At 65.5% G+C, this 14,615-nt stretch carries 15 protein-coding genes; 5 read left to right on the forward strand and 10 right to left on the reverse strand.

Annotated elements, in window-relative coordinates; genetic code table 11:
* Positions 1–35 precede the first annotated feature (35 nt).
* From mltG to AC5ZFO_RS18060, 7 genes are all read right to left on the reverse strand, one after another.
* Positions 36–1,313 (reverse strand): endolytic transglycosylase MltG, encoded by a 1,278-nt coding sequence (gene mltG, locus AC5ZFO_RS18030; RefSeq protein WP_282522319.1) that lies wholly within the window; start codon positions 1,311–1,313, stop codon positions 36–38.
* Positions 1,314–1,438: 125 nt separating this feature from the next.
* Positions 1,439–2,704 (reverse strand): beta-ketoacyl-ACP synthase II, encoded by a 1,266-nt coding sequence (gene fabF / locus AC5ZFO_RS18035; protein ID WP_282522318.1) that lies wholly within the window; start codon positions 2,702–2,704, stop codon positions 1,439–1,441.
* Between the two features lie 108 nt (positions 2,705–2,812).
* Entirely contained in the window at positions 2,813–3,052 is a 240-nt protein-coding gene (locus tag AC5ZFO_RS18040; RefSeq protein WP_008130699.1) for an acyl carrier protein, read from the reverse strand.
* A gap of 307 nt (positions 3,053–3,359) precedes the next feature.
* The gene (fabG, locus tag AC5ZFO_RS18045; RefSeq protein ID WP_028147729.1) at positions 3,360–4,097 is read right to left on the reverse strand and encodes a 3-oxoacyl-[acyl-carrier-protein] reductase; all 738 of its coding nucleotides are present in this window, start codon (positions 4,095–4,097) and stop codon (positions 3,360–3,362) included.
* 13 nt (positions 4,098–4,110) lie between these two features.
* Entirely contained in the window at positions 4,111–5,070 is a 960-nt protein-coding gene (gene fabD, locus AC5ZFO_RS18050; protein ID WP_282522317.1) for an ACP S-malonyltransferase, read from the reverse strand.
* Between the two features lie 172 nt (positions 5,071–5,242).
* Positions 5,243–6,268, reverse strand: a complete 1,026-nt coding sequence (locus AC5ZFO_RS18055) for a fatty acid desaturase family protein (protein WP_282522316.1) — start codon at positions 6,266–6,268, stop codon at positions 5,243–5,245.
* Positions 6,269–6,271: 3 nt separating this feature from the next.
* Positions 6,272–6,976: a TetR/AcrR family transcriptional regulator C-terminal domain-containing protein gene (locus AC5ZFO_RS18060; protein WP_282522315.1), complete on the reverse strand. Its 705-nt coding sequence runs from the start codon at positions 6,974–6,976 to the stop codon at positions 6,272–6,274.
* Positions 6,977–7,323: 347 nt separating this feature from the next.
* Here AC5ZFO_RS18060 and rpsF point away from each other — a divergent pair, with 347 nt between their 5' ends.
* From rpsF to rplI, 4 genes are all read left to right on the forward strand, one after another.
* A complete protein-coding gene (rpsF, locus tag AC5ZFO_RS18065) occupies positions 7,324–7,830 on the forward strand; it encodes a 30S ribosomal protein S6 (RefSeq protein ID WP_014495806.1) in 507 nt (168 codons plus the stop codon).
* 5 nt (positions 7,831–7,835) lie between these two features.
* The gene (gene rpsR, locus AC5ZFO_RS18070; protein ID WP_007592020.1) at positions 7,836–8,075 is read left to right on the forward strand and encodes a 30S ribosomal protein S18; all 240 of its coding nucleotides are present in this window, start codon (positions 7,836–7,838) and stop codon (positions 8,073–8,075) included.
* Between the two features lie 128 nt (positions 8,076–8,203).
* Positions 8,204–9,181, forward strand: a complete 978-nt coding sequence (locus AC5ZFO_RS18075; RefSeq protein WP_282522314.1) for a YybS family protein — start codon at positions 8,204–8,206, stop codon at positions 9,179–9,181.
* Between the two features lie 48 nt (positions 9,182–9,229).
* Positions 9,230–9,832, forward strand: coding sequence for a 50S ribosomal protein L9 (gene rplI / locus AC5ZFO_RS18080; RefSeq protein ID WP_282522313.1), 603 nt, complete (start codon positions 9,230–9,232; stop codon positions 9,830–9,832).
* Between the two features lie 36 nt (positions 9,833–9,868).
* On the opposite strand, the gene AC5ZFO_RS18085 is transcribed toward rplI, so the two are convergent.
* The 3 genes from AC5ZFO_RS18085 to AC5ZFO_RS18095 form a co-directional block, all read right to left on the reverse strand.
* Positions 9,869–10,336, reverse strand: coding sequence for a PaaI family thioesterase (locus AC5ZFO_RS18085; protein ID WP_282522312.1), 468 nt, complete (start codon positions 10,334–10,336; stop codon positions 9,869–9,871).
* An 11-nt stretch (positions 10,337–10,347) separates the two neighbouring features.
* Positions 10,348–10,944, reverse strand: a complete 597-nt coding sequence (locus AC5ZFO_RS18090) for a TetR/AcrR family transcriptional regulator (RefSeq protein ID WP_028157568.1) — start codon at positions 10,942–10,944, stop codon at positions 10,348–10,350.
* 107 nt (positions 10,945–11,051) lie between these two features.
* Positions 11,052–12,041 carry a hypothetical protein gene (locus AC5ZFO_RS18095; RefSeq protein WP_282522311.1) on the reverse strand — a complete coding sequence of 330 codons (990 nt, stop codon included), beginning with the start codon at positions 12,039–12,041 and terminating at the stop codon, positions 11,052–11,054.
* A gap of 1,052 nt (positions 12,042–13,093) precedes the next feature.
* On the opposite strand from AC5ZFO_RS18095, the gene AC5ZFO_RS18100 reads away from it, so the two are divergent.
* Positions 13,094–14,605: a replicative DNA helicase gene (locus AC5ZFO_RS18100; RefSeq protein ID WP_282522310.1), complete on the forward strand. Its 1,512-nt coding sequence runs from the start codon at positions 13,094–13,096 to the stop codon at positions 14,603–14,605.
* The last annotated feature ends 10 nt before the right edge of the window (positions 14,606–14,615 follow it).

The raw sequence follows: 14,615 nt of genomic DNA on the forward strand, positions 1-14,615 counted from the left end.
AATCCACAAAGTCCCGCAGGCAGGTCTGCGCGAACCTAGCGCTGGACCACCGGCGGCGACGGCTGCACGGCGCCCTGACGGGCGGGCGCGGGACCAGCGGGGCGAGCGGCTGGCGGCTTTTTCTGCTGATTGGGCCGCGCCGGCGTGGTCGCGGTCGGCGGATCCGCGGCCGCGCCGGGCGCGGCGGCCGCCGGCGGCTGCGCATCCTCGGCCGGCTCGACCGTGTCGTTCTGGATCTGCTTCTCCATCGCGCGGAGTTTCGCGACGTTCTTCTGGTGCGCGTCGTAGGTCTCAGTGAAGGCATGCCCGCCGGTGCCGTCGGCGACGAAATAGAGGTCGCGGGTGCGGGCCGGGTTGGCGGTGGCTTCCAGCGAGGCGCGGCCGGGGTTGGAGATCGGGCCGGGCGGCAGTCCCTCGATCACATAGGTGTTGTAGGGCGAAGGCTGCGTGATCTCGCTGCGCTTGATCGGACGGCCGAGCGTACCCTTGCCGCCGACAAGGCCGTAGATGATGGTCGGATCGGACTGCAGCTTGATTTTCTGCTTGAGCCGGTTGGCGAAGACGGCAGCGACACGGCTGCGCTCGTCCGGCTTGCCGGTCTCCTTCTCGACGATCGAGGCCAGCGTCACCAGTTGCTCCGGAGATTTCACAGGAGTGTCCTGGCTGCGGCGCTCCCAGATCTCGGCCAGCACGCGCTTGTGCGCCTGCTGCATGCGCTGGATCACCTGATCACGCGGGGTCCCGCGCGGGAACTTGTAGGTCTCCGGCAGCAGCGTGCCTTCGCGCGGCAGCTCACGGACGCTGCCGGTGAAGATGTCGTTGTCGGACAGCCGCGCCACGATCTGCTCAGAGGTCAGGCCTTCCGGGATCGTGACGGAATGCTGCACCACCTTGCCCTCGACGATGGTGGCGATGACGTCGCGCAAGGAGGCGTTCTTCTGGAACGAATATTCACCCGGCTTCAGGTCCGAGCTCGCCTTCAGCGCGGCGACGCTGGCGATGAACACCCAGGGATTGACGTCGGTCACGCCTTCCCGGTTCAGCGTCTCGGCGATGTCGCGCTTGCCGGCCCGCTGCGGGATGTTGACGATCTTGTCTTCCTTCAGCGGCCCCGCCGCCTCGAGCACCTGCCGGCCGTAATAGTAGACGCCGCCGGCGCCCAGCATGGCGATCAGCAGAAGGGTGATGATGGCGTTGCCGACGATCACGAAGGGATTGCGCGCCCGGTCCGATCGCCTCGGCGGCGGCGGGACCTGCTCGGGCTCCAGCGCTGCCCGCGGACTCCGGGGCGAAATGGGCGGCCTTTCACTCATCGAAGCAACCTGAATCCTGCCGGTTCAATCGCGGCCAGGCAATCGCTTGCCGAGCCAATGCACGCGCCCACGGGGTATGACTATCGCCGAATACGGCAAAACGGTGGATTCGTTTCAAACGTAAACTAATGCACCAGGCGGCGGAAGATCACCGACGCGTTGGTACCGCCAAAACCGAAAGAATTCGACAACGCGACGTTGACCTCGCGCTTCTTCGCAATGTGCGGCACGAGATCGATCGCAGTCTCGACCGACGGATTGTCCAGATTGATGGTCGGCGGCACGACATTATCGCGAATCGCGAGAATGGCGAAGATCGCCTCGATCGCGCCGGCGGCACCGAGGAGATGGCCGGTCGAGGATTTGGTCGAGGACATCGCGACCTTGGAAGCGGCGTTGCCGAGCAGCCGCTCGACCGCACCGAGCTCGATCTCGTCGCCGAGCGGCGTCGAGGTGCCGTGGGCGTTGATGTAGTCGAGATCGGATGCCGTGAGTCCGGCGCGCTTGAGCGCTGCCGACATGCTGCGGAAGCCGCCATCGCCATCCGGCGACGGCGAGGTGATGTGATAGGCATCGCCCGAAAGACCGTAGCCGATCACCTCGGCGTAGATCCTGGCGCCGCGGCGCTGAGCGTGCTCGAGTTCTTCCAGGACGAGGACGCCGGCACCCTCGCCCATCACGAAGCCGTCGCGATCCTTGTCGTAGGGACGCGATGCCTTCTCGGGCGTTTCGTTGAAGCCGGTCGAGAGCGCGCGCGCGGCGTTGAAGCCGGCAATGCCGATACGGCTGATCGGCGACTCGGCGCCACCGGCAACCATGACGTCGGCATCGCCCAGCGCAATCAGGCGGGCGGCGTCGCCCACCGCATGTGCGCCGGTCGAGCAGGCCGTGACCACCGAATGGTTCGGCCCCTTCAGGCCGTGCGCGATCGAGACGTAGCCGGAGGCAAGATTGATGAGGCGGCCCGGAATGAAGAACGGCGACACCCGGCGCGGTCCGCGCTCCTTCAGGAGGATCGCGGTTTCGGCAATGCCGGTAAGGCCGCCGATGCCGGAACCGATCATGGTGCCGGTCGCACACTTGTCCTCTTCGGTCTCGGGATGCCAGTTGGCATCATCGAGCGCCTGGCCGGCTGCGGCCATGCCGAAGATGATGAAGTCGTCGACCTTGCGCTGGTCCTTCGGCTCCATCCAGGTATCGGGATTGAACGTATCGTTCGTACCGTCGCCGCGCACGACGGTGCAGGCGTATTTGGTCTGGAGATCGGAGACATCGAAGCTCTCGATCCTGCGTGCGCCGCTTTCGCCGTTGAGGATGCGTTTCCAGGTCGGTTCGACGCCGCAGCCGAGCGGCGACACCATGCCGAGACCAGTGACGACAACCCGCCTCATGTCCGAAAACTCCGCATCGAAAGATTCACGGCCAATAACAAGAAACCGGCTGACCGCTGGTCAGCGGCCCGTCCGGTTTCAATGTTGTCCCCGCGAAAATGAAGAGCCTTAGCTCTTCGCGTTCTTCTCGAGAAACTTCGTGGCGTCGCCGACGGTGAGAATCGTCTCCGCGGCGTCGTCCGGAATCTCGCAACCGAATTCTTCTTCGAACGCCATCACCAGTTCGACGGTGTCCAGACTGTCGGCGCCGAGGTCGTCGATGAAGCTCGCAGCGTCGACAACCTTCTCGGGTTCAACACCAAGGTGTTCGACCACGATCTTCTTAACCCGCTCGCCAATGTCACTCATTGCATAACCTCGTGTTGTTCCCTGTAGACCCGACCCCCCGGGACGATACGAGCCGTCGTGGTCGTTGACTGCCTTCGCTTACGAACTTTGATTGGCCCCATCTTAACCGATGCAGGCCCGGCGAGACGGCCAAGGCTCCGCATCGCCAATATACAGGGTTTCAAAAACCTGCAATGGCGTTCTTTGCCCATCCGTTGAGCGTCCGGTTATCATACTTCAACTGCCTTGACTACAAGCCTCATTTCGCACCGGAAACGGCCGTTTGCCGCATTCCGCACCGTCCTTGTGGGCAGTGCGGAAGGAGACGTCAGATCATGGCCATGCCGCCGTTGACGTGGATGGTTTGTCCCGTGACGTAGGCCGCTTCGTTCGAACTCAGGTAGACGGCGGCGGCTGCGATGTCCTCCGGCGTCCCCAGGCGGGCGGCCGGAACCTTGGCCAGAATCGTCTCGCGCTGCTTGTCGTTGAGCGCATCGGTCATCGGCGTCTTGATGAAGCCCGGCGCGATGCAGTTCGCGGTCACGCCGCGCTTGGCGTATTCGGCACCGAGCGTCTTGATCATGCCGATCAGGCCGGCCTTCGATGCCGTGTAGTTGCCCTGCCCGGGATTGCCGGTGACGCCGACGATCGACGTGATGGCAATGATACGGCCGAAGCGCTTGCGCATCATCAGCTTGGTCGCGGCGCGCGCCAGGCGGAAGGTCGAGGTCAGATTGATGTTGATGACCTCCTCCCAGTCCTCGTCACGGAGCTGGACGAAGAGATTGTCCCGGGTGATGCCGGCATTGGCGACGAGAATGTCGACCTGCCCCATCGCGGCTTCCGCGGCGGGCACCAGCGCCTCGACCTCGTCGGCCTTGGAGAGATTGCATGGCAGCACGTGGGTACGCTCGCCGAGCTTGCCGGCAAGCTCATCCAGCACTTCCTTGCGCGTTCCGGAAATCGCAACGGTAGCACCCTGCGCGTGCAGCGCCTGCGCGATCGCGCCGCCGATGCCGCCGGTCGCGCCGGTGACGAGCGCCTTTTTGCCAGTCAGGTCGAACATTGAAAAAACTCCTTCAGGCCTGCTTCGCAGCGGCCAATGCATCCTTGGCAGCGGCAACGTCGTTCGGCCCGCTGACCGACACGCCGACAGCGCCGTCCGCAATGCGCTTGACGAGACCAGACAGCACCTTGCCAGCGCCGATCTCGAAGAAGCGGTTGACACCCTGCCCTGCCATATAGGCAACCGACTCGCGCCAGCGCACCGTGCCGGTGACTTGCTCGACCAGGCGGCGACGGATCTCGTCGGGATCGCTGATGGCGCTCGCCAGCACGTTCGACACCAGCGGCGCCGCCGGCGCCTTGATCGTGACCTTCGCCAGCGCCTCCGCCATGGCGTCGGCGGCGGGCTGCATCAGCTTGCAATGGAACGGTGCGGACACCGGCAGCAGCATTGCGCGCTTGGCGCCCTTGGTCTTGGCGATCTCGACGGCGCGATCGACCGCAGCCTTGTCGCCGGAGACGACCACTTGCCCGCCGCCATTGTCGTTGGCGGCCTGGCAGACCTGGCCCTGTGCCGCCTCGCCTGCGACCTCCATGGCGGCCTCGTAGTCGAGACCAAGGAGAGCGGCCATCGCGCCGGCGCCGACCGGCACGGCTTTTTGCATTGCGAGACCGCGGGTGCGAAGCAACCGCGCAGTATCCGAGATCGTCAGGCTGCCGGCCGCAGCCAGCGCCGAATATTCACCGAGCGAATGGCCGGCGACGAAGGCCGCGTCCCGTCCCACGGAAAACCCGGCTTCGGCCTCCAGCACGCGCAGGGTGGCGACAGATACCGCCATCAGCGCCGGCTGGGCGTTCTGTGTCAGCTGGAGCGTTTCTGCCGGACCATCCCAGATGATCGCCGTCAGCTTCTCCCCAAGCGCGGCATCGACCTCGTCGAATACGGCGCGCGCCACCGGAAAGGCGTCGGCCAGGGCCTTGCCCATGCCAACCGCCTGGGACCCCTGCCCCGGAAATGTGAATGCTGCCGTCATCGGCGCTCCCTGCTTGTCGGGCGTGATCCCTGCGAGAACCGGCAGCCGATGACGCACGGCCTTAGGCCATGGTTCCGGATCATGCTCCAAAGGGGGCCGTAGACACTGTCCGGGGCTGGAATGTCAAGCCAAGATAGGAACTTCGCCCGGGATTTAACGGGGAACGCTGGCTCTAGAATCCACCATTGGTCTGATTGGCGTCGACCGCGGCCCCTGCCTGCGCGCGGCGCGCGCTGTTCACGAGCTGCCCCGGCCGGTCATCCCAGTCCGGTTTCGCGGTCGCCAGCCGCAGCACCGCGGTGTAGCCCGGCTGCACCTCCATGCGGCCGGCGTGCCGGCTCGCACTCAGCAACCGATGCACCTTCGGCAGATTGTAGCAGGGCACATAGAATAAGAGATGATGCTCGAGGTGATAGTTCACGTAGTACGGCGCGATGAACAGCCGCTCGAAAAAATTCGCATGCGTGGTGCGGGTGTTGCGCAAGGGATCGCTGCTGTCGGGCACGACGGCGTGTTCGGCGATGTTGCGGATCCGGGTGATGACCATCATCCAGGTCAACAGCGGCACCAGCCATAGCAGCGGATAGGCCCACCACACGCCGGCTGCCGCGAGCGCTGCGAACATCGCGGCATTGGCGAGGCATTGCGGGCCGAGTTTCTCCCAGAAATGCGCAGCGCGCTGCCGCAACGTCCAGTCCTTCGGCCCGAGCGCATTGAGCAGTTGCGCCTTGCGCTGCTGGTAGCCGGTCTGCCCGGTGATGTCGCGAATGAACTTGCGGCGATAGCTCAGCTTGGTGATCGGAAACGGCGCCGACAGCACGAGATCGGGATCGTCTTCCTGCTGGGTGCGCGCGTGATGCTGAAGGTGGTAGCGCCGATAGCTGCGCGTCTCCGCGAAGAGAGGATAGGCGCAGAACCATTGGCTCAGGGCCAGATTGGTCTTCTCGTCGGCGGACAGGCAGCCATGCGCGCCGTCATGCATCAGGATCGCGAGCCCGAGCTGGCGCGAACCGATGATGGCAACGGCGAGAAGGTAGGTGATCGGGTTGGGCCACCACGCCACCAAAGCGATCGCCGCGACAATGAGCGCCCAGGCGTGGACGATCAGCGCGACGCCTTTCCAGGTCACGCGCTGTCGTACGTCGGCGAGTTGGTCGTCGGTCAGGAAATCGCGGGCACGCATGCGAAGTGCGGTCATGGCCTAACCCTCCTCATTCGAACTGCCAGATGCGTCGCGCTCGTCGACCAGACGGAGCCGCGCCGTGTCGCTGGCTGATTTCGCCTGCTCGCCGAGCACACGCAGCATCTCGGCGCATAATTCATCCGGCGACCGGCCCATGGCGTACCCCTCGAGAATGACGCCGATGGCGACGGCCCAGAACCGCCGCGAGCTTTCGTCGGGCGCACGCAGGGAGCGCCAGCCGTGCCGTGCGACCTGGCTCGCATAGGCGCGTGCGCCTTCACCGTGCAGGCGCTCGATGGTGCGCTCGACCAGCGGCGCTAGATCCTGGCGCCGCCGGGTCAGCGTCAGCGCCTCGGCGAAGAAGGCGACCGAATCGCTCGCCGTCACGGTCTCGGCCAGCGCACGGGTGTAGTCCCGCGGCGTGCGCGCTTTCAGCGCCGCCTGCTCCGTCGCCCGCGCCAGATACAGCAGCTCGCGGCAGGCGCATTCGACGAACAGCGCCTCCTTGGTGCGGAAGTAATAGGTGATCTGGCTCGGGAACGCGTCCGCGGCGGCGGCGATGTCGGTGATTGCGGTGCCGGACAGTCCCCGCTCCCTGAACAGCGGGCTGGCCGCATCCAGCAGCAGCGACCTCATCTTGCGGCCGGCCGAACGTGTGGCCCGTGCCGCATGCTTGGGGTCGCCAGCCGCCTCGAACGGCTCATGGACCGACTTTTCCGCCATTGGGGTCCTCCGCGTCGATTTCTTTGTATGCTATACAAACAAATAAATCAAGCTGGTATGGTCCGGGCAGACCCGGTCCCGCTGCCCGCACCGGAACCATCCGGAGCCGAAAACACGGCCCTCCAACCTTGCAAAGCCGGCCAAAATCCGTATAAGCGCGCCATCCGCAGACCCCGGCCGGGAGCTGAACGGACGGTCTCAGCAAATCATTCGTGATTTTGGTGTGGCAGGGCCAGTCGGCCCGTCGTCCCGTGTTTCCGCCTTCTGAGCTTAATCCCAGAGTCCTTTCCGAAGGCCTCTTAAGGGCTTGACGCCGGGCGATGCGCCAACATGAGGAAAGGACCATTATGGCTCTCTATGAGCATGTTTTTCTCGCGCGCCAGGACGCGAGCACGCAGCAGGTCGAAGAGCTGACTGCGCAGATGACCGGCATCGTCGAAGGTCTCGGCGGCAAGGTCACCAAGACCGAGAATTGGGGCGTTCGCTCCCTCACCTACCGCATGAACAAGAACCGCAAGGCGCACTTCGTGCTGCTCAACATCGACGCGCCGTCCGCGGCGATCGCCGAGATCGAGCGCCAGGAGCGCATCAGCGAAGACGTGATCCGCTATCTCAGCGTCCGCGTCGAGGAGCTCGAGGAAGGCCCGTCGGCGATGATGCGCAAGGCCGACCGTGACCGCGAGCGTGACGACCGTGGCGGCGGCTTCCGTGGCGATCGCGAAGGCGGTGGTTTCCGTGGCGACCGCGAGGGTGGTTTCCGTGGCGGCGATCGCGACGGTGGTGGCTTCCGCGGTGACCGCGGTCCGCGCCGTCCGCGCGACGAAGCTGAAACGACAACGCCGGATGCGGAGTAAGATCAATGGCTGAAGCTGGTGCACGCCGTCCGTTTTTCCGTCGTCGCAAGAGCTGCCCGTTCACGGGCGCAAATGCTCCGAAGATCGACTACAAGGACTCCAAGCTCTTGATGCGCTACGTCTCCGAGCGCGGCAAGATCGTGCCGAGCCGCATCACCGCGGTGTCGGCCAAGAAGCAGCGTGAGCTCGCCCGCGCCATCAAGCGCGCGCGCTTCCTGGGCCTGCTGCCCTACGTCATTCGCTAAGACGAATTCGGCCGGCGGCGACATCGCCGCCGGCCGCGCTTTTTTGGTTTCATAAGGCTTCCGGGTCGTCCGGTCGCCGATGGTTGGGGCGAGATGCCTCTAACCGCTCGAAGGGAGCGGGACAGCTGATGATGACTCTTGGACTGATAGCCCTGGTCGCCGGCGCTGCGTCGGCCCTGATGTTCGCCTCGATCGTGTCGGGCGCGCTGATCTCGCTCGTCCTGTTCTATCTCGCACCGCTGCCGCTGATGGTCGCCTCGATCGGCTGGGGACCGCTTTGCGCGAGCCTCGGCGGCATCGCAGCCGCGATCGGCCTCGGGGCCCTGTTCGGCCTGCCCTACTGCATCGCCTTTGCCGTCACCGTCGCGCTGCCCGCGTGGTGGCTCGGCCATCTCGTCCTGCTCAGCCGGCGGGTTTCTCCCGTCGCGCCGGAAGCCGCCACCGAGCCGCCGGCCGAGCCCGAGCTCGAATGGTATCCGGTCGGCCGCATCCTGCTGTGGATCGCGGGCTTCGCCGCGCTGACCACGATCGCCGCCCTGCTCACGCTCGGCACTGATGCCGAGACCATCACCGGCACGCTGCGGCGCGGCTTGATGCGCCTGCTCCGCACCGCCGACCCGCAGACATCAGGCGAAGCCGGTCAGTTCGTCGACGCACTGGTGCTCATCGCTCCGGCTGCCGCCACCGTCGTCGCGATGATGACGCTCACCCTCAATCTCTGGCTCAGCGCCAGGATAACGGCGACATCGGGCCGCCTGCTGCGTCCGTGGCCGGACATGATGACGGCCGAGCTGCCACCGATGACGCTGGTGGCGCTCTGCATCGCGCTCGCGTTCTGCTTCACCAGCGGGTTGCTCGCGATGGTCGCGCAGATCACGACGGCGGCCCTGATGATGGGCTATGCGCTGACCGGTTTTGCCGTACTGCATACGCTGACGCTGGCGCTGAAAAGCCGCACCTTCTGGCTCGGCTCGACCTATGCCGTCGTCGTGGTGTTCGGCTGGCCCGTCATCGCGATGGTGATCCTCGGCCTCGCGGACGCCGTGTTCGGCTTCCGCGAGCGCTTCCTGCGCAGCCGCCAGCCACCGCCGCTGCCGACCTCTTGAGTTCAACCCCAAAACCCAACTCACTCAACACTTCGAAGGAGAAAGAATATGGAAGTCATTTTGCTGGAACGCGTGAGCAAGCTCGGCCAGATGGGCGAAGTCGTGAAGGTTCGCGACGGCTATGCCCGCAATTTCCTGCTCAAGCGCGGCAAGGCGCTGCGCGCCACCGCCGACAACCGCGCCAAGTACGACGGCATGAAGGCCGACCTCGAGGCCCGCAACCTTGCATCGAAGGGCGAGGCGTCCAAGATCGCCGAGAAGATCGAGGGCAAGAACATCATCGTGATCCGTCAGGCCTCGGAAGCCGGCCAGTTGTTCGGCTCGGTCACCGTGCGTGACGTCGTCGTGGCGTTCGAAGCTGACGGTGTTTCGCTGGACCGCCCGCAGGTGCAGCTCGACGCGCCGATCAAGACCATCGGCAAGCACACCATCACGGTCGCGGTTCACCCCGAGGTCGAGGTCGAGGTCAGCGTCACGGTTGCGCGCAGCCAGGACGAAGCCGAGCGCATCAACCGCGGCGAGGACATCTCGACCCGCAACGAGGACCGCGATGCGGCCGCCGAAGCGATCGCCGCCGCCGGCGAGTTCTTCGATCCGGAAGCCCAGCAGGACGACGAACCGGCGCCGGCTGCGGAAGAGACCGAGAAGTAAGACCCGCGTTCGCGCAGGTTGCGACGCCCGGCCGCCTCAGGCGGCCGGGCTTTTCGTTTTGGCGCCGACGTCCTCGCTCAGCATCGCGATCGAGGCGAGCGCAGTTGCCGTGTGCTTCTCGACGCCGTCGCTGACGCAGAAAACGTCGGCTGCGACCACCGAAACCTGGCGGCCCGGCTTGATCACCCTGGCCCGGCAGATCAGCTTCTCGCCGACCGCCGGCGACAACAGATTGAGCTTGTATTCCGCCGTCAACGCCGGCTGACCGCGCGAGGTCGCCGCTGCGATGGTCGTGGCGTTGTCGACCAGGAAGGCGGTGACGCCGCCATGGAAGAAGCCGTGCTGCTGGAGCAGCTCGGGCCGGCGCGCGACCGCAATCGTGCAGGTGCCGCGCGACAATTCCGAGAGCTCGGCGCCCACCAGGCTCATAAAACCCTGCCGGCCGACATTGGCGTGGATGCGCTCGGCTACGGCTGCGAATTCGGGATCTGCTTCGGCTCGCATGCGGCTTCTCCTTATTGCTTGTGGATGCGATCGGGTGGCCGCAGCGCACGGTTGGCACAGGCGACAAGCGTGTCGGCTTCGCTGCGCGGATCGGCGCGGTCACGTCCCGAGAGAAAGGCGCGGCAGAAGATCTGGGCAGGGCCGATGAGCTGGCTGACGAACATCACCGGCGTCATCGGCAAAAGCTCGCCGCCGGCAACCAACGGTGCGCGCCAGCGCTCGATGCCTTCGGCAAGGCGCGCATTCTGCGCGCGCTGGGCGTCGCGGACGTCCTCGCCCCATTCGCTGCGCGAGATCTCGAAGAGATAGCGGGCCTCGCGCCGGCTCGACACCACCCAGTCGAGATGGGCCCGGATCAGCCGATCGATGCCCTGCCCGGCACTGGGCATCGGATCGAGCGCGGCCAGCACTGCGGCGTGATAGTGCCTGAGCACCTCAAGGAACAGCGCACCCGCCAGTTCCTTCTTCGATCCGAAGACATGAAAGAAGCTGCCGTTGGAGGCGCGTGCCCGGGCCCGGATCGCTGCCACCGTCGCAGCTTCGAAGCCGACGCGGTCGAACACGAAAAGCCCGGCCGCCAACAGGTCGTCACGCACGCTCGTCGTCATCGACGCCTCCTGGAGCATTACTCTAGAGTAACACTCTAATTGCGGTCAAGACGATGCGAAGGCCGCGATGCGTGCGGCCTTCGCGATCGACGGAAAATCTGGCTCGCTTAACGCGAAATCGGCGGTGTGGGCGGACCGGACGAGTCGGCGGCCCCCGCCGCGGGCGGGGCCGCAGCGGTCGCGGGCGGTGCAGGCTCCTGCGACTTGGTTGCCGGCTCGGAGCTCACGGAGTTCGCGGCAGGCTTGGGGGCAGCCTCCTCCACCGGCTTGGACTCGGCGGGCTTCGCGGCGGCAGACGGCGCAGCCGGCGTGACCTGCGGCACCGGATCGGGCCGCAGCGCCGGCGTATCGCTGCCGCGCGGCTCGACCTTGGCACTATCAGGCCTGGCCTCAGCCGGCTTCTCTGCCGGCTTGGTCTCGGGCTTCGCCTCGTCACGGCCGGGCTCGACCTTGGCCGTGTCAGGCTTGGCCGTGTCGGGCTTGGTCTCGGCCTTCGGCTCGCTCTTCTTATCTTCAGTGGCCGGCGCGGCGGCGTCGACCTTCGGTGCTTCCTCGGTCCCGGGCTTGCCGCGACGCTTGGCTTTGCGTCCCTCGGGCGCTGCCTGGCCCTCGGGCCTCGCACCTTCCTTCGATCCCTCCTCGGGTTGCCGCGCCGCGCGCTTCTGACGGGCGCCCTCGGGCGCGGGAGCGGCGGCCTCGCCGTCCGGCTTGGCGGCGTCCTGGGAGCGCTGCCGGCGCCCCTGATGGTCCGGCGCGGTATTGGCTTCCTTCTCCTTGGCGCCGTCCTTTTTGTCCTTGCCGTCCTTGGCCTGGAAGCGGGTGTCGGTGGCACCGTTGGAGACGAGATAAGACGCGAGCACGCCGGCCATGTCGGAGCTGGTGGTGTAGTGCTGACGCAGGAAACCCGGCAGCGAGCCCGGCGCCACCGTCTTCAGCAGGCCGCGCGGGCTCTTGTGGCAGGCACTGCAGGTCTGCGCGAAAAGCTGGGATGGGGCCTTGCCGGCCTCGAGGTTCGTCGCCTGCGCAAGGACGGTATCGGTCGCGCCGAAGCCGATCAGAAGCAATACCGTCGCGAGGCTGAGCGCTCGGCTCGACATTCCCATCATCTCCATTGAATTTACGCGAATGCAGCCGGCATAGGGCGCGGCGGCGGGTCACCTTTTAGCGGATTGAGCCGCGAATGGAAGCAGCCTCCACACGCAAGGATGTGATTAACGCTTTTGGAATATCGGCTGGATCACAGCGCAATAGCGCTGCAGCTCGTTCGAATGCCGGTGGCCTCGTGAGACGACGCGCCACCTGTCGGAAGCGGCACATCGTCGCAAAGTCACGACGCCGCAGACACCCGTCATCGTGCGCAAGAGGCGCCGAACCCGGGCCCGACGCTGGTGGTGAATGAATCCTAGTGACGAAGGGTCGATATCTGGGAGGACCGGGACGAGGCCGTCAACGCCAGTTGCGCCCGCAGGTTCGCGAGGGTCTCGGGCGAGACAGGCTCGCGCCGCACTTCGGGCCGCTCGGCGTGCTGCATGGCCGCGACCAGCCCGGACAGCCAAAGCCGGCTGCCCGCCTCGCTTCGCCAATTCTGGTGCTGCCGTTCTGGCCGCATCGCTCGCCTCGTTCCCTGGTGGCGGGAGATAACCCCGCGACCGCCTGCCTGTTCCGGGTCGTACCCCGAAAGAATCCGGGGAGATGTGATCTGTTTCACATAAGTCTTGTCGGGGTCGGCTTAGACCGTCGCCATGAGCAAGCGGACCCAAACCTCATTCGACGTGCAGGACGACCTCCGCACCGATTACGCCCTGATCGCCACCGGCGTCGGAGCGGCCCTGGTTGCGCTGGTCTACCTCCTGCTGGTCTGAATCCGAGCCCAAAGCTCCCGGCGTGCGTCATTTCGCGCGCTTCTCGATACGTCTGCGCGCCAATCCATTTGGTTCATGTCACCCGGATTTTTCCGTGGCACGGTCACGGCCGCTTCCGGGACGGGCGAGTTCCGCAAAAACCGTCAAGCGCGGCGCGTGCTGCGGCTGCTAATCATCCACCATTTTAACTGAGCGGTTGATAGCGGCCAGCTTTTGCTTCCGCTTTGGCTCGAGGCGGCGCTTTATCCCGGCCCCGCATCCGCCCAGAAAATTGCTAACCCTCGACCATGGCCCTGACTGATTCGAACGTCCTCAAACTCGCGCCCGAACCCGGAACTCCCGCGTATCGGAGCGCGCCGCATAATATCGAGGCGGAACAGAGCCTTCTCGGCGCGATCCTGGTCAACAACGACGCCTTCTACCGCGTCTCCGACTTCCTCGAGCCGAAGCATTATTTCGAGCCGCTGCATCAGACCATCTACGAGACGGCCGGCAGCCTGATCCGGATGGGCAAGATCGCCACGCCCGTGACGCTGAAGACGTTCCTCCCCGCCGACACCGATGTCGGCGGCATGACCATCGGGCAATATCTGGCGCGGCTCGCGGCGGAAGCGACCACCATCATCAACGCCCAGGACTACGGCCGCACCATCTACGATCTTGCGCTGCGACGCGACCTGATCGGCATCGGCGAGGACATGGTCAATGTCGCCTATGACGCGCCGGTTGACTTCGCGCCGCGGGCGCAGATCGAGGACGCCGAGCGCCGCCTGTACGAGCTCGCCGAATCCGGCCGTTATGACGGCGGCTTCCAGAAATTCTCGCAGGCGTTGGCGGTCGCGGTCGATCTCGCGGCCAAAGCGTTCCAGCGCGATGGAAAGCTGTCCGGCATCTCGACCGGCATGCGCGACCTCGACACCAAGATGGGCGGCCTCCAGCACTCCGACCTGATCATCGTGGCCGGACGCCCCGGCATGGGCAAGACCTCGCTGGCGACCAACATCGCCTACAACGTCGCCAAGGCCTATGTCGCCGAGGTCCAGGCTGACGGCACCATGAAGGCCGCCAATGGCGGCGTGATCGGCTTCTTCTCCTGCGAAATGTCGGCCGACCAGCTCGCCACGCGTATCGTGGCCGAGCGCACCGGCATTTCCTCCTCCCACATCCGCCGCGGCGGCATCTCGGAAGCCGATTTCGACAAGATCCGGGAGGTCTCGATCGAGCTGCAGTCGCTGCCGTTCTATGTCGACGCGACCGGCGGCCTTTCGATCGCACAGCTGATGGCGCGCGCGCGCCGGCTGAAGCGCCAGAAGGGCCTCGATCTGCTCGTGATCGACTACATCCAGCTGCTCTCCGGCTCAGGCAAGCGCGCCAGCGACAGCCGCGTGCAGGAAATCACGGAGATCACGACCAGCCTGAAGGCGCTCGCCAAGGAGCTCAATGTTCCGGTCATCGCGCTGTCCCAGCTCTCACGCCAGGTCGAATCCCGCGAGGACAAGCGGCCGCAGCTCTCCGACTTGCGTGAATCCGGATCAATCGAGCAAGACGCCGACGTCGTGCTGTTCGTTTACCGCGAGGAATATTACCTCGCGATGAAGGAGCCGCGCCCCGGCACGCCCGAGCACGAGAAATGGCGCCTGGACATGGACCTTGCGTACGGCAAGGCCGAAGTCATCATCGGCAAGCAGCGCCACGGCCCGACAGGCACTGTCGATTTGGCGTTCGAAGCCTCGGTCACGCGGTTCGGCGACCTCGCGCCTGACAGTCAGCTGCCGGCTCGCAGCAGCAACGACTACTGAATTCCTTGAA

The organism is Bradyrhizobium sp. Unk1, from assembly GCF_059512345.1.